Annotated in this window: 19 protein-coding genes; 12 read left to right on the top strand and 7 right to left on the bottom strand. The window is 68.7% G+C overall.

Annotated features, from left to right (window positions below):
* Nucleotides 1–27 precede the first annotated feature (27 nt).
* Nucleotides 28–612, top strand: a complete 585-nt coding sequence (locus N7I30_RS10945; protein WP_498638775.1) for a DUF1214 domain-containing protein — start codon at nucleotides 28–30, stop codon at nucleotides 610–612.
* A complete protein-coding gene (locus N7I30_RS10940) occupies nucleotides 602–1,228 on the top strand; it encodes a DUF1254 domain-containing protein (RefSeq protein ID WP_498638774.1) in 627 nt (208 codons plus the stop codon). Before N7I30_RS10945 ends, N7I30_RS10940 begins: the two co-directional genes overlap by 11 nt.
* A gap of 101 nt (nucleotides 1,229–1,329) precedes the next feature.
* On the opposite strand, the gene N7I30_RS10935 is transcribed toward N7I30_RS10940, so the two are convergent.
* The gene (locus N7I30_RS10935; protein ID WP_498638772.1) at nucleotides 1,330–1,500 is read right to left on the bottom strand and encodes a hypothetical protein; all 171 of its coding nucleotides are present in this window, start codon (nucleotides 1,498–1,500) and stop codon (nucleotides 1,330–1,332) included.
* A 228-nt stretch (nucleotides 1,501–1,728) separates the two neighbouring features.
* Between N7I30_RS10935 and N7I30_RS10930 the strand changes: the two genes are divergently transcribed.
* Nucleotides 1,729–2,760, top strand: coding sequence for a hypothetical protein (locus tag N7I30_RS10930; RefSeq protein ID WP_498638769.1), 1,032 nt, complete (start codon nucleotides 1,729–1,731; stop codon nucleotides 2,758–2,760).
* Between the two features lie 18 nt (nucleotides 2,761–2,778).
* Here the strand turns inward: N7I30_RS10930 and N7I30_RS10925 are convergent, their stop codons facing one another.
* Genes N7I30_RS10925 through N7I30_RS10915 form a run of 3 tightly spaced genes read right to left on the bottom strand, consistent with a single transcriptional unit; the run spans nucleotide 2,779 to nucleotide 5,696 of the window.
* Nucleotides 2,779–3,111: a DUF1491 family protein gene (locus tag N7I30_RS10925; RefSeq protein ID WP_498638767.1), complete on the bottom strand. Its 333-nt coding sequence runs from the start codon at nucleotides 3,109–3,111 to the stop codon at nucleotides 2,779–2,781.
* Between the two features lie 16 nt (nucleotides 3,112–3,127).
* Nucleotides 3,128–3,877: a peptidoglycan-binding domain-containing protein gene (locus tag N7I30_RS10920; RefSeq protein ID WP_498638765.1), complete on the bottom strand. Its 750-nt coding sequence runs from the start codon at nucleotides 3,875–3,877 to the stop codon at nucleotides 3,128–3,130.
* 1 nt (nucleotide 3,878) lies between these two features.
* A complete protein-coding gene (locus N7I30_RS10915) occupies nucleotides 3,879–5,696 on the bottom strand; it encodes a sensor histidine kinase (protein WP_498638763.1) in 1,818 nt (605 codons plus the stop codon).
* A 377-nt stretch (nucleotides 5,697–6,073) separates the two neighbouring features.
* Between N7I30_RS10915 and N7I30_RS10910 the strand changes: the two genes are divergently transcribed.
* A complete protein-coding gene (locus N7I30_RS10910; protein ID WP_498638761.1) occupies nucleotides 6,074–6,646 on the top strand; it encodes a DUF5330 domain-containing protein in 573 nt (190 codons plus the stop codon).
* 109 nt (nucleotides 6,647–6,755) lie between these two features.
* Nucleotides 6,756–7,178, top strand: coding sequence for a SufE family protein (locus tag N7I30_RS10905; RefSeq protein ID WP_009208881.1), 423 nt, complete (start codon nucleotides 6,756–6,758; stop codon nucleotides 7,176–7,178).
* 63 nt (nucleotides 7,179–7,241) lie between these two features.
* Here N7I30_RS10905 and N7I30_RS10900 read toward each other — a convergent pair whose 3' ends face one another.
* On the bottom strand, nucleotides 7,242–7,763 hold the full coding sequence (locus N7I30_RS10900; RefSeq protein ID WP_498638754.1) for a DUF6456 domain-containing protein: 522 nt from the start codon (nucleotides 7,761–7,763) through the stop codon (nucleotides 7,242–7,244).
* Nucleotides 7,760–8,218 (bottom strand): helix-turn-helix domain-containing protein, encoded by a 459-nt coding sequence (locus N7I30_RS10895; RefSeq protein ID WP_498638751.1) that lies wholly within the window; start codon nucleotides 8,216–8,218, stop codon nucleotides 7,760–7,762. Before N7I30_RS10895 ends, N7I30_RS10900 begins: the two co-directional genes overlap by 4 nt.
* A 211-nt stretch (nucleotides 8,219–8,429) precedes the next feature.
* On the opposite strand from N7I30_RS10895, the gene N7I30_RS10890 reads away from it, so the two are divergent.
* The 7 genes from N7I30_RS10890 to N7I30_RS10860 all read left to right on the top strand — a co-directional run bounded on the left by N7I30_RS10890 (nucleotide 8,430) and on the right by N7I30_RS10860 (nucleotide 15,166).
* Nucleotides 8,430–8,858, top strand: a complete 429-nt coding sequence (locus N7I30_RS10890) for a hypothetical protein (protein ID WP_498638749.1) — start codon at nucleotides 8,430–8,432, stop codon at nucleotides 8,856–8,858.
* A 190-nt stretch (nucleotides 8,859–9,048) separates the two neighbouring features.
* Complete coding sequence (locus N7I30_RS10885) at nucleotides 9,049–10,275, top strand: ABC transporter substrate-binding protein (protein WP_029702526.1); 1,227 nt, start codon at nucleotides 9,049–9,051, stop codon at nucleotides 10,273–10,275.
* 194 nt (nucleotides 10,276–10,469) lie between these two features.
* Nucleotides 10,470–11,693 (top strand): ABC transporter substrate-binding protein, encoded by a 1,224-nt coding sequence (locus tag N7I30_RS10880; RefSeq protein WP_498639084.1) that lies wholly within the window; start codon nucleotides 10,470–10,472, stop codon nucleotides 11,691–11,693.
* An 84-nt stretch (nucleotides 11,694–11,777) separates the two neighbouring features.
* A complete protein-coding gene (locus tag N7I30_RS10875; RefSeq protein WP_024348755.1) occupies nucleotides 11,778–12,542 on the top strand; it encodes an ABC transporter ATP-binding protein in 765 nt (254 codons plus the stop codon).
* Entirely contained in the window at nucleotides 12,535–13,263 is a 729-nt protein-coding gene (locus tag N7I30_RS10870; RefSeq protein WP_024348756.1) for an ABC transporter ATP-binding protein, read from the top strand. The genes N7I30_RS10875 and N7I30_RS10870 overlap by 8 nt, the downstream gene beginning before the upstream one ends.
* Before the next feature lie 6 nt (nucleotides 13,264–13,269).
* Nucleotides 13,270–14,157: a branched-chain amino acid ABC transporter permease gene (locus tag N7I30_RS10865; RefSeq protein WP_009208875.1), complete on the top strand. Its 888-nt coding sequence runs from the start codon at nucleotides 13,270–13,272 to the stop codon at nucleotides 14,155–14,157.
* Nucleotide 14,158: 1 nt separating this feature from the next.
* Nucleotides 14,159–15,166, top strand: a complete 1,008-nt coding sequence (locus N7I30_RS10860) for a branched-chain amino acid ABC transporter permease (RefSeq protein WP_498638746.1) — start codon at nucleotides 14,159–14,161, stop codon at nucleotides 15,164–15,166.
* A 168-nt stretch (nucleotides 15,167–15,334) separates the two neighbouring features.
* Here the strand turns inward: N7I30_RS10860 and pbpC are convergent, their stop codons facing one another.
* Entirely contained in the window at nucleotides 15,335–17,404 is a 2,070-nt protein-coding gene (gene pbpC / locus N7I30_RS10855) for a penicillin-binding protein 1C (protein ID WP_498638745.1), read from the bottom strand.
* Nucleotides 17,405–17,448 lie beyond the last annotated feature (44 nt).

Here is a 17,448-nt window from a genome sequence, read left to right as displayed (position 1 = left end):
CATCGGCCTCCCCGGATCTGACCGCCCATGCGTCTTGCGCTTCTCGTCCTCATTGCCCTGTCGATCGCCCTCGGCCTCGGCGGCTGGTCCGCCGACTGGGCGCTGCAACGCTCGACCGAGATCGGCACCGTGTCGGTCGGCCCGTGGCAGGCCAATCCCTTTGCCGGCGCGCCGGACGCCGATCCCTATTCCAAGGCCCGGCTCGCCCGCCTCGGCAATCTGACGCTCGGCATCGGCGAAGGCATCCTCTTCACCGCCGACCAGGACGGCGCCGGCAACCCGCTGCGCCGCCAGTGCAATTACCGCCTTGCCGGCCAGACCCCGCCGGCCCGCATCTGGACGCTGGTGCCCTTCACCCCGGAAGGCCGGCTCATCGCGCCGGCGGCCGGGCGCAATGGCTGGCTCACCTCCAACAGCCTGATGCGCGAGGAAGACAATTCCTTCGCCATCGCCCTCGGCCCCTCGGCCCGCTCGGGCAACTGGCTGGCGACCTCCGGCACCGGTCCCTTCACCCTCGCCTTGGCGCTCTACGACACGCCCGCCAGCGCCTCCACCGGCGTCGACAGCCTCGCCCTGCCCAGCATCACCCTCGAGACCTGCTATGATCGCTAGGCTGCTCTACGCCATCGTCGTCGGCCTCATCGGTGCCGCGCTCGTCCATATCGTGGTGATCTTCGCCATGCCGCATCTGGCCGAGAACAATGCCTGGGGCCGCTTCGCCCGGCTCGGACCGCTCAACGAGACCGTCCGCGTGGAGGCGCTGCGCAGCGCCGGGCCCGACACCATTGCCGCGACGCCCGGCTCCGATCGCCACGACTTCGCCTTCGTCGATCCCGCCTTCGTCAATGCCAGCTGCCGCTTCTCGCTGGCCGACGGCCCGGTGCGGATGATCGCCAGCTACGGCCCCACCACCTTCTGGTCGGCCTCGATCTACGATCGCAACGGCGACAATCTCTACAGCATCAACGATCGCTCCGCCGTCGACGGCATCTTCGACCTTCTGGTCGGCACCCGCGAACAGATCGTCGATGCCAATGCCGACATCGACAGCGGCGACGACACCACCATCCCGGTCGAGGTCGATCTCAGCGAAGGCTACATGACCATCCGCGTGCTGGTGGACGAGGAGAGCAAGCGCCCCGCCGTCGAGGAATTCATCGGTTCGCTGGCCTGCCGCCCGCTCGGGCCGGTCACCGCCAATCAGCCCGCCGCCAACCGCGACGGCTGATCGCCGTCCCCCTCGCTCGCCCGGGAACGCCGCATGGGGCGGCATGCCGCCCGGCACCGCTCGCTGGGGAAGGACGATCGACCGACGCCGGACCGCTGCGATCAGGCCTGCCGTTTCATCACGACGGCGCCCTTGCCGGCCCGCTCCGGAATCGCTTCCCGGCGCACGCAGGGCAGGAGAATGATCTCCGCCGTCGTGCGGCCGCCCGGCGCGGCCGGCCGCGCCCGCTGATATCTGTCCGACTTGCTGTTCAGGTTCACAATGACTGCCATGGTACGATTCCTCGTCCAATGGAGCACGGCAACATCCAGTATCTGGCGCTGTCGACCCAGGGGCTGACCATCGCGCATCGACCATGATCCGGATGGTCCTGATACCGGCGCATTCGTCATTCGCGCCGTCCGCAGGGCAGCAGACCCTACGACAGTTAACAGCTTGCTAATGTTTCTTAGCTAATCCTTCCTCCCGGCGAAACCAAAGGTCAACCATACGGGAGCCCCATGAAGGACGTCCTGCCGCGCATCTACCGTTCCCTCGAAAAGGACATCCGGCGCGGCGGATTCGACACCATCGTGACGGCCGCGACCATGAGCTTCCTGACCCAGGCCGCGCCCGGCAAACGGCAGCTGCGCGAGTTCGGCGACCTGGTCGCTTCGGCCTGGCCGCAGCTCGGTGCCGACACCCAGCGCACGCTCGCCCAGTCCCTCGCCTCCGCGCCCAACCTGCCCGTCGGCATCGTCGACCGCATCTGCAGCGCTCCGCTCGAGATCGCGGCGCCGTTCCTGCGCGCCAGCCCGTGCCTCGAGAGCCGGCATCTGGAGGCGCTGGCCCAGCGCCCGGACGCTGCCCTCCACGCCATTCTCGCCGAGCGCGAGGCCGCCAATGCGGTCCCCGCCGCTTCGGCCCCGAGCGCAATTCCCGCCGCCCCGGCAAAGCCGGCGACCGCGCCCGTCGCGGCCCAGCCCTCCGCCTCCTCGCCCGTCCGCCCGGATGCCGCCGCAGCCGCCCGTGCCGAGCTGTTCCGGCTTGCCCGCCCCGGCCGTGCACCGGCGACACCGGCCGCGCCCCAGGCAGCCGAGGCACCGCTTGCGACCTCGATCTCCGGCCTCGTCACGGAAGCTCGCGCCGGACGGATCGAACGCTTCTATGCCGGCCTCGGCCGCATGCTGACCCTCGACGCCGCGACCCTTGCGACCATCGCCGACGATGCCAGCGGCGAATGGCTTGGTCGTGCCTTGAAGGTGCTGCGGGCCAGCCCGACCGATGCCCTCACCGCGATCATGCTGGTCAAGCCCCGCATCGGGGCCGATGTCGCGGCCTTCGAGGCGATGAAGACGATCTATCGCGGGCTGGACGTCGACGACTGCCGGTCGCGCCTTGGCCTCGCGAGGGCCCGCATAATGGTCGACGCGCCGGCGCTGCAGCCGCAATCGGCCGATCTGGTGATCCGTCCGGTCGCCGGTGCGCCGCGGCGCAGCTTCGGCCGCCGCACGCTGCCGCCGGCTGTCGAACGCTCCATCGGCAAGCGCTGAGGCCGATCGGCCGCCGCGCTATTCCGTGGCCAGCTCGATGAAGGCTTCGGGGTCGCGGGTCTCGATTTCCACCACCCAGAAATCCGGGTCGAAGCGGGCTTCGCGGGCCAGCCGCGCTTCCAGCGCCGCCTCGTCCGTCGCCGGTTCGAGAACGAAGCGGCGCTCGCCGCTCTCCTCGCTCAGGCTCTGCGGCGCCGGCCCGTACAGCTGAAACGCCCCGCCCGGCTGCCGGGCCACGATGAAGATCGCGCCGGCCTGATCGGCGCCGCGGCGGGCGACGACGGCGAAGTCGCCGGCCGAGAACAGCCGGCGCACGAGCTGCGCGACATGGAGTTCGCTGGTTATCCGCATCGGCGCGCGCGACCGCTCACTGGATCGCGCCGATCTCGATCAGCCGCTCCAGGATCCGCGGGTCCGGCGCACCGGTGACTTCCAGCCCTTCCAGCGCCTCGAAGGTGCGGATCGCCTCGCGGGTGCGCTCGCCGGGAATGCCGTCGGCCGAGAGTTCGGCGACCTGCGCCGAGGTCAGCCCGGCCTGGATCCGGCGCACCAGCTCGCTGTCGCTGAGCTTGCCGATCTCGGCCTGCAGGGCGTCGTCGGGCGCGTCGGTGGAATTGTCGGGCACGTTCCGCGGAATGCCCCGCATCCGCTCCTCGATGCTGGCGATGGCGTTCGGCCGCGGCGACGGGTTCGGCGCCTGCGCCGTCACCTGCCGGATCTGCGACAGCAGCAGCGGCGTCGCCGCGCCATCCGTCGGCAGGCCGTGGCGGCTCTGGAACGTGCGGATCGCAGTGTCCGTCGCCGGCCCCGGGCGGCCGTCCACCGGCGCCTCGTAGATGCCCGCCTCGGCCAGTGCCGTCTGCACCTCGCGCACCAGCGGCACCGGCATCAGCGCCGGGTTGTTGCCGGCCACGCGCGTGCCGCCGCCCTCGCCCGGCTCGCGCGTCGCCAGGAACGGGCTCGGATGCGGTCCCGGCTGGTGCATGGCGTTGATCGCCACGCCGCCGAACAGGATGGCGAACCCGGTCAGGCCCGCCGACAGCGCCGGACGGCGTGCGAGCGCACGCGCCACTCCCGCCGCGCCGCGACGGGTCAGGGCCAGAAGCGTCGTGCCCATGCTAGGCCGAGCGGCGCGCTTCGAGGGTCTGCGGGGGGAGATTCGTTTGGGTGCGGGCATCGCTCAGAGCTACGACATTTTCCTTGAGGTTTGGTGTGGATTCGGCACCTTCGACATAGACCGCCGGCAGGCGGACCGTCACCATGGTGCCGACGCCCGGCTGGCTGCGGATCGTCATGTCGCCGCCATGCAGTTCGGCCAGTCCCTTGACCAGCGACAGGCCGAGGCCGGTGCCCTGGTAGCGCCGCGTGGTGCCGGACGAGACCTGCACAAAGGGCCGGCCCAGGCGCTCGATATCGCTTTCGGCAATGCCGATGCCGGTGTCGCTGACCGAGAACTCGACCATCGGGCCGACCCGCCGGCTTTCCAGCGTCACTACGCCGACCTCGGTGAATTTCAGCGCGTTCGACAGAAGGTTCAGGAGGATCTGGTGGCAGGCGCGCCGGTCGGCGGTGATCTCCTCGTCGCGGCAGCCGGGCCGCACGTCGAGGCGCAGATCCTTGCGCCGCGCTTCCTCGCGCACGACGTCCACCGCCAGGTCCATCGCCTCGCCGAGGCCAAAGGCTTCCGGCACCAGCTCGTAGCGGCCGGCCTCGATCTTGGACACGTCGAGCAGGCTGTTGACCACCGACAGGAGGTGCTGGCCCGACTGGCGGATCAGCCCGACATATTCCTTCTGGCGATCGCTCTCGAAGCCCCCGAAGAATTCCTGGTCGAGAATGTCCGAGAAGCCGATGATCGCGTTGAGCGGCGTGCGCAATTCGTGGCTGACCGCCGCCAGGAACTGGCTCTTGGCCGCCGACGATTGATTGGCCGCGTCGAGCGCCGTCTGCAGGTCCGCCGATTCGCCCGCCGCATGCGCCGCGACCGCGACGGCCACATGCACGGCACCGGTCTCGGCGCAGCCGCGAAGACGCAGGCCTGCCGGATGATAGGTCCCGTCGCCGCGGCGCAAGCGCGCTGCCGCAATGACGACCTGCTTCGTGCGCCGCGCATCCGCCAGCGCCTGCAGGAACACCACGCGGTCGCCGACATGGACGAGGTCGACGAGGCTGCGGCCGGTCACGGCGTCGCGCTCCTGTCCGATGCCGGTCAGCGCGGCGGGCGACACCGCCGTCACCATGCCGCGGGCGTCGAGCGAGATCAGCGCCGCATCCAGCAGGGCGGCCGCGTCGTCGATCGACGGACCGGCAACGGCAACATCCGAGGTCGTGACCGTGGCGGTGGTGGAGCCGGTCGAACGCCGGGCCAGCCGGAGGACGAGCGTCGCGCCATAGCACAGGATCAGGGCGGCCGAGGCGGGGTCGAGACCGGCGGTGAAGACCGGCGGGCCGACGGCGAGAAGGCAGGCGGCAAAGACCAGGGTCGACCCGGCCAGCGCCGCAGCCAGTCCGCGACGGCCGGCGATCAGCAGTTCGGCCGGCAGGATCGCCAGCAGGATCAGCCAGGCGGCCGAAGAGGATTGCGCGAACAGCGCGCCCCAGCCGATCAGGCCGGCGACGAGCGTGCCGCCCAGCCAGGTCGCATGGTCGATGGCGCCGGTGGACGACAGATAGGCCGCGGCCGCCAGCGCCATGCCGGCGACGATCAGCGGCGCGGCCACGGCGAGAATGCCGGACTGGAGCAGCGCCAGGATGGGCGATGCAATCGCGGCGAGCAGACCGGCGCCGATCAGGCCGCCGATCGCCAGCGCCTGCACCCGGCGCTCACCCGCGTCGCTGACGGAGTTCGGAACGAGAACATCGAGCCGTTCGCCGATGAGAGACAGCGCACCACCGGCCGGTGTTCCTGTCTGTCGCTCGTCCAACGCCTCGGTCATACAAGAACTCGCACTCACATTCAGGCCGCCGGGCGTCGAGGACAATTCGAGGTCCGGCGGCGGTCGACCGTGATAATGCGACCGACGGTTTAAGGAAGCCATAAACCACGGCTTTTCCCGTTGGCGTTGCCGTCGGATACCCGGCGCAGCGCAGATTCGGACATCGTCCGTCTTCGCTTATGGTTAACGCTTCCTTGCGCCGCCCGATGCCCGCATCGCCGGCCATCCGATCCGAAGCGGCGGTGGAAAACGGACAATTTGAATCAACTACGCGTCGCAGTTTCAACGTCCCCTTGGAACGGCCATGGCATGGTGGCGCTTATCGAACGACCGGTCGACCAGGACCGGATGCATGCTCTGCCATTTCGGGGATTGAAATGATCCGCTTCATCATCAGATCGGCCTTCCTGCTCGGCCTCGTCGCCCTGTTCCTGCCCAGCGGCCAGAACGACGGCGACGACGCGGCGACCGGCATCGATCCCTTCACCGCCATGATGGGGGCCCAGGCCGCCATTGCCGACATCTGGGGCTTCTGCGACCGGGCGCCCGCCGCCTGCTCGGCCGGTGGCGATCTGGTGCAGTTCGCCGGCGACCGGATCGGCGACGGCTTCGCCCTCGCCTATCGCACGATCCAGGGTCAGGCCGGCGAGCCGGCGACCACCGACATCGCCGCCGTAAAGACGCCCGCGCCGCAGCACCCCGTTCCGGCCGGCGCGATCCCTGCAAGCAGCCGCCAGGACGACATCGTCACCGGCGCCGTGGCGCAGGTCCTCGAACTCGCCCGCCCCGCAACGCCCGGCCGCACTGCAACGCCGGCCGCCGGCACATTCGCCATGCCGGCGCTGGAGGAGACCCGGACGGTTGCCAGCCAGCCGCGTCCCGACGCCGCCGTGCCCGCCGCCACGACGCCGGCCCGCCTGCCGATCCCGCAGCCCGCGCCGCGCGCCTGACACCTTCCACCGAGATCGCATCCCCGGCCGGGCCTGACATCGCCGCCCGCTGACCTTATATCGCGACCAGAGCGGTCCCACGGCCGTATCGGGCCAGACCGGAGGCGGAATGCAGACGATCGAAGACATCACGGCGGATTTCGAATATCTCGACGACTGGGAAGACCGGTACCGTTACCTGATCGAGCTCGGCCGCGCCCTGCCGCCGATGCCCGAAGGCTCCCAGACCGAGGAGAGCAAGGTGCGCGGCTGCGCCAGCCAGGTCTGGCTGGTCAGCGAATCCGACACGGCCAATCCTCCGCACCTGACCTTCCTGGGCGATTCCGACGCCCATATCGTTCGCGGTCTCGTCGCCGTGGCGCTCGCCTTGTTTTCCGGCAAGACCGCGCCGGAGATCCTCGAGGCGGATGCCGAGGCGACCTTCCTGCGTCTGGGCCTCAAGGATCACCTTAGCCCGCAGCGCTCCAACGGCCTGCGCTCCATGGTCGCGCGGATCAAGGACGACGCCCGGCAGGCCCTCGCCGCCGCCTGAGGCGTCTGCCGTCGCGGACGGCACCCTGCTGCGGCCGCGCTGCCGGCTTCGGCCCCGCATGCGTCAGCCTTCCGCCGGCTGACCGCCGTCACCTCGCGCCCCGCCGATCGTCGGGCGCGAATCGGCGGTCCCCCACCGGCGAATGCGCCCCTCGCGGTGGCCCGTCTGCCGATCCAGCCCGTAATGGCGCGCCAGAACGCCGAGCCCGGCCTTCAGCAGGAGCTTGGCGGAGCGAACCGGCCATTGCCGCTCCCGCTCGATCGTCTCCAGCCCCTTCAGGAAACAGCAGAAGTCGAGCAGCACGCCGGAGAGTTCCGGCCCGACCGCCGCGATCGCCGCATCCACCCGCCGCCGCGCGTCGATCGCCGAATCCGAGACATCGCCGCCACCGCGGCTGCCTTGCCCGCGCGGCTGCGCGTCCCAACGCTGACTGATGCCGGGCATGAGCTGGCCCCGGGTGAAATGGCCGCGCAACCGCTCGCCGGCCTCCACCTCCTCCGCCGTCAGGAACGCCGCGCCGTCCCGGCCCCTGCGTTTGGCGAGGCGCGCAAGCGGCGATTCGTCGTCGTTGAACCCCGCCCTCACGCTGCCTCTCCGCGTCCACCGCTACGCGCGAGTGCCGCCCGGATCGCCGTTCCCAGCCGCTCCAGCCGTTCGATCACCGCGTCGAATTCGGCATCGTCCCGCCGATCCTCGATCCGCCGCACCGCATAGGCGATCGTCGTGCGGTCGCGGCCGAACGGCCCGGCCATGCCGGTCAGCGGAATCTGGAAGACCACATGGGCGAGATACATCGCCACATGGCGCGCTTCGCAGATCGGCGCGATGGCCCGGGTCGGCCGGTCGATGTCGCAGACCGGCACGTCGAGAAAGGTGCTGGCGATCTCCCGCGCGAGACGGCAGCCGAGCCGCGTGTCGACCGGCGGAACGCCGTCGCGGGCAGGCGGCACGTCGGTTGACGCTGCCGCCGCCGGAACGCCCGGCAGGCCGCCCCTGTCCGACGAAATGTCTTCGCTTCTGGCCGGGATCTGATCCTGCATCGCTGCCTCCACTGTTTTCGGGATCTCCCCGTTCTTAGGCCAGATGCTGTCGATTGTGGAAATTATTCCTATTTCATGGTGCACGAGCCCGGCTGCCGGATTGACCATTCAGGCCGAAACTCCGGCATTGACGTGAAACCGAACAGGAATTTTTTCCCCGCCATCGCCCACGCGGGCCAGGCTCATGCGGACATCCGAGGAGGACATCCGCATGACCCCATCCTTCGACCGACCGGCGTCGCAGATCCGGCTTGAGGCGGCCGCCCGCAGCTATGTCGCGGCGCGCCGGCGAGTCGCCGCGGACCACGCCGCCCGGCGTCAGCTTGCAGCGTTGCTGCGGCCATTCGCGCGCCCGTCGTCCGCGCTCGACGCGGCGATCGCCGCCGACGATCCGAGCCTCATTCCCGAAGGGCACCGAGGGGAGATGCTGTCGCATCTGGCCGCCGAGCTTCGCCATCTGGCGCGTCTGGCGCGGCGCGGCGACCGCGCCTACGACATCAACCGCCATCTCAAGGCAAAGCGTCTGGCACGCTGGCTCGGCGGCGCCGAGCGCTGGCTTCGCAGCCCCACAGAGCTCGGTTCCGGCCGCTCCGCGAACGCCCGGTTTCACCGCGCCGGCCGGTGTCGATCAATGCCCTAGAGGAAGCCCCCGACAGACAAAAACCCAACGTTCGCAACACAGATCGCACCGATACTAAGCCTCGCGTAGTATAGCTTGACACCCTTCCGATGGCTGGCCACAACATCGGTCCTGTTCTTGATCGGGTGACTCACCGGGCATCGGCCCTGGGGCCCGATCGAAAGCGAACGATCTGGGAGGATCACCGAATATGCAGAGTTTCACGCGCCTGCTGCTGGCCGGCACCGCCGCGGCCGCCGTCCTCGTACCGGCGACCGTCAGCGCACAGGAAGTGTCCAACGACGTCGTCAAGGTCGGCATTCTCAACGACCAGTCGGGCGTCTACGCCGATTTCGGCGGCAAATGGTCGGTCGAGGCCGCCAAGATGGCGATCGAGGATTTCGGCGGCACGGTTCTCGGCAAGCCGATCGAGATGGTCTCCGCCGACCACCAGAACAAGGCTGACATCGCCTCCAACATCGCCCGCGAATGGTACGACGTCGACAATGTCGACGCGATCATGGAGCTGACCACCTCGTCGGTCGCCCTGGCGGTTCAGGGCCTGTCCCGCGAAAAAGAGAAGATCACCATCACCACCGGCGCGGCGACCACCGAGCTGACCGGCGGCCAGTGCAGCCCCTACGGCTTCCACTGGGCCTATGACACCCACGCTTTGGCGGTCGGCACCGGCGGCGCGCTGGTCAAGGCCGGCGGCGACACCTGGTTCTTCCTCACCGCCGACTACGCCTTCGGCTATTCCCTCGAGGAGCAGACCGGCAATTTCGTCAAGGAGAATGGCGGCGAAGTCCTCGGCGCGGTCCGCCATCCGCTCGGCACCACCGACTTCTCCTCCTTCCTGCTCCAGGCACAGAGCTCGGGCGCCAAGGTCATCGGCCTTGCCAATGCCGGCCTCGACACCGCCAGCGCCATCAAGGGCGCCGCTGAATTCGGCATCGTCCAGGCCGGCCAGCAGCTCGCCGGCCTGCTCTTCACCATCGCCGAAGTCCACGGCCTCGGCCTCCAGGCCGCACAGGGCCTGAACCTCACCGAGGGCTGGTACTGGGATCAGAGCGACGAGAACCGCGAGTTCGCCAAGCGCTTCATGGAGCGCACCCAGCGCATGCCGAACATGATCCAGGTCGGCACCTACTCGGCCGTCACCCAGTATCTGAAGGCCGTCGAGGCGGCTGGCACCGATGCCACCGACGCCGTCGCCGAGAAGATGCACGAGCTGCCGGTCGAGGACGTCTTCGCCAAGAGCGGCACCGTTCAGGAGAACGGCCGCATGGTCTACGACATGTACCTCTTCCAGGTGAAGGCGCCGGACGACTCCACCCAGCCGTGGGATTACTACAACGAGATCTCCACCGTGCCGGGCAACGAGGCCTTCCTCTCGGTCGAGGATTCGGGCTGCGACGTCGCCAGCTTCGCTAAGTAGGACGCACACGGGAACGGGGGCGGCGCCGCTGGCGTCCGCCCCCGTTCCGCTTTCTGGCCGGCTGCCCGATTCCAGGACAAGTGCCTGAAGTTTCGGCTTGCAGTCATGGGGTTTGGCCGATCCAATGCAGTTGCGCGACAGCCGTCACGGGGAGGTGACGACCGCGCTCCAAGGGAGGAATCGATTTGATGACCATGAAGACCAGCCTCGTCGCCCTGTGCGCTGCCGGCGTCGCGGCCACCGCTGCCCTTCCCGCCGCGGCCCAGGAGATTTCCGACGACGTCGTGAAGATCGGCATCCTGAACGACCGCTCCGGCGTCTATGCCGACACGGCCGGCGAAGGCTCCGTCGTCGGTGCCCGCCTCGCGGTCGAGGATTTCGGCGGCACGGTTCTCGGCAAGCCGATCGAGATCGTCTCGGCCGACCACCAGAACAAGGCCGACATCGGCTCCAACATCGCCCGTGAGTGGTACGACACCCAGAATGTCGACGCGATCATGGACCTCACCACGTCCTCCGTGGCCCTCGCGGTCCAGGGCCTGTCGCGTGAGAAGAAGAAGATCACCATGACCACCGGCGGCGGCTCGACCGAGATCGCCGGCGGCCAGTGCAGCCCCTACGGCTTCCACTGGGCCTACAACACCCGCGCTTTGTCCCAGGGCACGGCCGGCTCGCTGGTCAAGAACGGCGACGACAGCTGGTACTTCGTCACCGCAGACTACACCTTCGGCGATTCGCTCCAGAACGAGGCCACCAAGGTGATCGAGGCCAATGGCGGCGAAGTGCTCGGCGCCGTGCGCCATCCGCTCTCCACCACCGACTATTCCTCCTTCATGCTGCAGGCGCAGAGCTCCGGCGCCAAGGTCGTCGGCTTCGCCAATGCCGGCCTCGACACGGCGAATGCCGTCAAGGCCGCCACCGAGTTCGGCCTCGTCCAGTCCGGACAGAAGCTCGCCGCGCTGCTCTTCACCTTGGCCGAGGTCAACGGTCTCGGCGTCGAGGCGGCCCAGGGCCTGAACCTCACCGAGGGCTGGTACTGGGACCAGAGCGACGAGAACCGCGAATTCGCCGACCGCTACATGAAGGCCTTCGGCAAGATGCCGAACATGATCCATGTCGGCACCTATTCGGCGGTCCTGCAGTATCTGAAGGCCATCGAGGCCGCCGGCACCGACGAGACCGAGGCGGTCGCCGCCAAGCTGCACGAAATGCCGGTCGAGGACCTCTTCGCCAAGAACGGCAAGGTCCTGGAGAACGGGCGCATGGTCTATGACATGTTCCTGTTCGAGGTGAAGACGCCCGAGGAATCCACCGGACCCTGGGACCTCTACAAGGAGGTCGCCACCGTTCCCGGCGACGAGGCCTACGGCACCGTCGAGGAAAGCGGCTGCGACGTCTCGTCCTTCCCCAAGGGCTGATCTGACAGCGGACGCCGGCCGGCCATGCGGGCCGGCGTCCATCCCGGCAATGCGTTTTAACGCTGACAGGAGTACCCCGCGCCGATGAGCGTATCCCCGCAAGAGGCGATTCTGTCCGCCCGCGGCCTGACCAAGGAATTCTTTGGCTTTACCGCCGTCAATTCCGTCGATCTCGACGTGCGCGAAAACACCATCCACGCGCTCATCGGTCCCAACGGGGCCGGCAAGACGACGGTCTTCAACCTTCTCACCAAGTTCCTGACACCGACATCGGGCACCATCACCTTCCGCGGCAAGGACATCACCAAGGTCAAGCCAGCGGATGTCGCCCGGCTCGGACTGGTGCGTTCGTTCCAGATCTCGGCGGTGTTCCCGCATCTGACGGTGCTGGACAATGTCCGCGTCGCGCTGCAGCGCAAGGCGCATCTCGGCACGCAGTTCTGGCGCTCCAACCGGGTGCTGCACACGCTCGACGATCGCGCCCACGAGCTGATCGACGCGGTCGGCCTTGCCGAATACGCCAATCTGGATGCCGCCGAACTCTCCTACGGCCGCAAGCGGGCCCTGGAGATCGCCACCACCCTCGCCCTCGACCCGCCGGTGCTGCTCTTCGACGAGCCCATGGCCGGCATGGGCATCGAGGACATCGGTCGCATCTCGGCCCTGATCAAGCGCATCGCCAAGGACCGCACCGTGGTGATGGTCGAACACAACCTCAACGTCGTGGCGGATCTCTGCGACTACGTCACCGTCCTGGCGCGCGGCGAGATTCTCGCCGAAGGCGACTACGAGACGGTGAGTTCCGATCCGCGCGTGCGTGAAGCCTATATGGGAAGCGAAGATGATTGAGGCCCCGGGCCGCCCGCAGGGCCCTGCCCTTCTCGAGGTGCGCGATCTGCACGGATGGTACGGCGAAAGCCACGTCCTGCACGGCGTCTCGCTGGATCTGCACGAAGGCGAGACGATCACCCTGGTCGGCCGCAACGGCGCCGGCAAGACGACCACCCTGCGCGCCATCATGAACCTTCTGCCGCGGCGCGAGGGATCGATCCGCATCGCCGGCGCCGACATGATGAAGGTGCCGGTCCACCGCACCGCCTATTCGGGCATCGGCTACGTGCCGGAAGAGCGCGGCATCTTCGCCACGCTGACGGTCTCCGAAAACCTCATGCTGCCGCCCACCGTGGCGCCCGGCGGCATGACCATCGAGGAAATCTACGACCTCTTCCCCAACCTTGCCGAACGCCGCAATTCGCCGGGCACCAAGCTGTCCGGCGGCGAGCAGCAGATGCTGGCCATCGCCCGCATCCTGCGCACCGGCGTCAAGATCATCCTTCTCGACGAGCCCACCGAAGGGCTCGCCCCCGTCATCATCCAGCGCATCGGCGATGTGCTGATGGAGCTCAAGAAGAAGGGCATGACGCTGCTTCTCGTGGAACAGAACTTCCGCTTTGCCCGCAAGGTCGCCGACCGCTTCTTCCTGATGGAGGACGGCCACATCCTGGAGAGCTTCCCGACCTCCGAACTCGATGCCCGGATGGACCGGCTGCACGAAGTGGTGGGAGTGTAACGCGCCATGACCATGATCTTCGGCATTCCGCTCCCGGCGCTGCTCGGCCAGTTGCTGATCGGCTTCATCAACGGCTCGTTCTACGCCCTTCTGAGCCTCGGCCTCGCGGTCATCTTCGGCCTTCTGCGAGTCATCAACTTCGCCCATGGCGCCCAGTACATGCTCGGCGCCTTCACCGCCTATCTGGTGCTGGCCTATACCGGCCTCGGCTTCTGGCCGGCGCTGATCGTCGCGCCGCTCATCGTCGCCATGCTCTCGGCAGTGATCGAGCGCACCATGCTGTCGCGGCTCTATGACCTCGACCATCTCTACGGCCTGCTCTTCACCTTCGGCCTGGCGCTGATCATCGAGGGCACCTTCCGCTATTATTTCGGCGCGGCGGGCAATCCCTATCCGACCCCGGCGCTCCTGGCCGGCGGCACCAATCTCGGCTTCATGTTCATGCCGAACTATCGCGGCTTCGTCGTCGTCGCCTCGCTGGTCATCTGCATTTCCACCTGGCTGCTGATCGAGAAGACCCGGCTCGGCGCCTATCTGCGCGCCGCGACCGAGAACCCGCAGCTCGTCCAGGCCTTCGGCGTCAACGTGCCGCTGCTCCTCACCCTGACCTACGCGCTCGGCGCCGGTCTCGCCGGCCTCGCCGGCGTCCTGGCCGCGCCGATCTACCAGGTCAGCCCGCTGATGGGCTCCAACCTCATCATCATCGTCTTCGCCGTGGTGGTGATCGGCGGCATGGGCTCGATCCTCGGCGCCATCATCTCCGGCTACATGCTGGGCATCCTCGAGGGCCTCACCAAGGTGTTCTATCCCGAAGCCTCGAACATCGTCGTCTTCGTCATCATGGCGATCGTGCTCATGATCCGGCCCGCCGGCCTGTTCGGGAAGGAGGCGTGACATGACCAGCCTGGATCACACCAGCGAAGTCCGCACCGAGGGAACCGACGGCACCGCCGTCGCCCCCGACCGCAAGCCCGGCCAGCGCGACCTGTCGACCATCGGCTTCGTCCTCGCCGGCATCGCCGTGGTCGGCCTGCTCGTCGCGCCGTTCTACGTCTATCCGGTCTTCATCATGAGCGTGCTCTGCTTCGCGCTCTTCGCCATCGCCTTCAACCTCTTGCTCGGCTATGTCGGGCTCCTGTCCTTCGGCCATGCCGCCTTCTTCGGCGGCGCGGCCTATTTCACCGCCCACGCCGCCAAGGTCTGGGGCTGGGAGCCGCTCTCGGCGATCCTGCTGGGCGCCGGCGGTGCCGGCCTGATCGGCCTTCTGGTCGGCTATCTCGCCATCCGCCGCCAGGGCATCTACTTCGCCATGGTCACGCTGGCCCTGTCGCAGATGATCTTCTTCATCTTCCTGCAGGCGCCCTTCACCCATGGCGAGGACGGCATCCAGGGCGTGCCGCGCGGCTATCTGCTGGGCATCGTCAATCTCAACGACCCGCTCAACATCTACTATTTCGTCCTGGCGATCTTCCTGTTCGGCTTCTTCGCCGTCTGGCGCATCGTCCACTCGCCCTTCGGCCACGTGTTGAAGGCGATCCGGGAAAACGAGAACCGCACCATCTCGCTGGGCTACCGGGTCGAGCGCTACAAGCTCGGCGCCTTCGTCATGTCGGCGGCCATTGCAGGCCTCGCCGGCTCGACCAAGGCCATCGTCTTCCAGATCGCGACGCTCACCGACGTGGCCTGGCAGATGTCCGGCGAGGTCGTGCTGATGACCCTCCTCGGCGGCATGGGCACGATCTTCGGACCGGCGATCGGCGCCGCGCTCGTCGTCACCATGCAGCACTATTTCGCGTCGATGGATTTCCCGGTCACTGTCATGATCGGCATCATCTTCGTCCTCTGCGTGCTGCTCTTCCGCCGTGGCATCGTCGGCGAGGCCATCCGCCTCATCCGCCGATAAGAACAACACCCAGCGGGGCCGGCCATCGCGCCGCCCCGCTGGCGTGACTGCCACATCCAGCATCATCCGCGGGCTGCCGGCACACGCAGAACGCTGCCCGCCGCACCAGCCGCCAGTCTCGCCGCACCCCGCCAGTGCCTCGCCGCTCAGGGCCGCGCCAGCCCCGCCTCAGTCGAGAAACACCCGCGAGCGCGCTGCGGCACCCATCGCATCCACCACCGAGATGTCGACGAAGCCCGGCTCTAATGGCTGCCATTGCGCCTGCCGCTGCAGCGCGTCGCGGGCCACCGGCCGACCGTCCACATACCAGGTGAAGGGCGGCTGGCCGTTCCTCACCTTCAGGAACAGCTCGCTTCCCGCGCCCGAGACGAGCCCCAGTTCCACCTTCGCCGCATCCGGCGGAAACACGATCTCCGGCTTCAGCCCGCTCTGGGCGAGATCCGCGGCCCGGCCGACCCGGCGCATCGGCGGCGGCAGGCCGCCCCCGGCCGAGGCGAGGATGCCCGGCGGCGGACCGGCGAGCCGCGTCACCGGACCGATCCGCGCAAACACGTCGCGCATCACCGGCACGGCCGAATCCTGCCCGACGAGCCCGGCCACCGGTGCCCCGTCCGGTCGTCCCAGCCACACGCCCACCACGTGCCGCCCGTCATAGCCGATGGTCCAGGCGTCACGGTAGCCGTAGGAGGTGCCGGTCTTGAAGGCGATGTCGCCGGGCGAGCCCTTGGTGGTGGTCGAGGCGCCGGCGAGGATCGAGGTCACGTACCAGGCCGCCTGCGGCGACAGGATGCGCTTGCCCATCACCGGCTCGCCGCTGCGCTCCACATGCAGCGGCATGGCGACGCCGCCATTGGCGAGCCCGCCATAGATCCGCACCAGGTCCTCCAGCGTCAGCCCCAGCCCGCCGAGCCCGATGGCCAGCCCCGGCAGCGACCGGTCGCCGAGTTCCGGCGCGGCGCCCGCCCGTCGCATGCGATAGACCAGCCGCGACGGCCCGACCGCGCCGAGCAGTTCCACCGCCGGCAGGTTGCGCGACAGTTGCAGCGCCCGCCGCGCCGTGATCACGCCCTCGAACTCCCGGTCGAAATTCTGCGGCGTATAGCCGGCGAAGCCACCGGGTGAATCGTCGACGAGGCTTTCGGGATGGGCGATGCCGCGCTCGAAGGCGAGGCCGTAGATCAGCGGCTTCAGCGTCGAGCCCGGCGAGCGCGTCGCCCGCGTCAGATCGACGAAGCCCTGCCGCTCGCGGTCGAAGAGGTCGGGCGATCCGACCTGCGCCAGCACCTCCCCCGTCGCCGCATCCGCCACCAGGAGGGCAAGGCTCACCGGCTTCTTCAGGCCTTGCGCCTTCTGGCGCGCATAATCCTCCAGCCGCGCCTGCAACGCCTTGTCGATGGTCAGGTCGATCCGCGCCGCCTCCGGCTTTGCCTGGTGCAGCCGGACCGAGGCATGGGCGGCGAGCATCGGCAGCGCCCGTCGGCCGGTGGGCATCGCCTCGCGCATGGCGCGCCCCGCCTCGCCGTCGCTGATCAGCCCCAGCGTCGCCATCCGCGCGATCACCCGGTCCCGCGCCGATTTGGCGCGGTCGGGATAGCGGTCCGGCCGATAGCGTTCGGGCGATTGCGGCAGCGCCACCAGCAGCGCGGCTTCCGCCGCCGTCAGCCGCTTCGGCTCCTTGCCGAAGAAGCTGAGCGCGGCCGCCCGCACGCCCTCCAGATTGCCGCCATAGGGTGCGAGCTGCAGATAAAGCGACAGGATCTCGGCCTTGGTCCGGCTGCGCTCCAGCGCAAGCGCGACGAGGATCTGCTCGGCCTTGGCGGCGAGACTGCCCGTCGGCAGGCGGCCCAGGAGACGCGCCACCTGCATGGTCAGCGTCGAACCGCCCGACACGATCCGCCGCTCGGCCAGCGACTGCCACGCCGCCCGCACGAAGGCGACCGGATCGACGCCGCCATGCTCGGCAAAGCGCTTGTCCTCCCAGGCGACCAGCATCTCCAGATAGCGCGGATCGACGTCACCCGCCCCGGCGGCCAGCCGCCAGCGTCCGTCACCATTGGCAAAGGCCCGCAGCAGCGCCCCGTCGCGGTCGCGCACCTCCACCCCGGTCGCCGGAATCTCGATGGCGGCGATGCGCACCGTCACCGCCCGCTCGAAGGCCGAATAGCCGGCGCCGAGGATCGCGATGGCCAGCAGCAGGCCGAGCAGCCCCAGTTGCGCCAGACGGCGCCGCGCCGACATGGGATCAGTTCCCCGTCGCGAAGGCCCGGCGGATCGCGCCCGCC

Source organism: Aurantimonas litoralis (genome assembly GCF_026153195.1).
Lineage (GTDB): Bacteria > Pseudomonadota > Alphaproteobacteria > Rhizobiales > Rhizobiaceae > Aurantimonas > Aurantimonas coralicida.
Note: the sequence above shows the minus strand (reverse complement) of the source record. Positions and strands in the feature narration are given on the sequence as shown.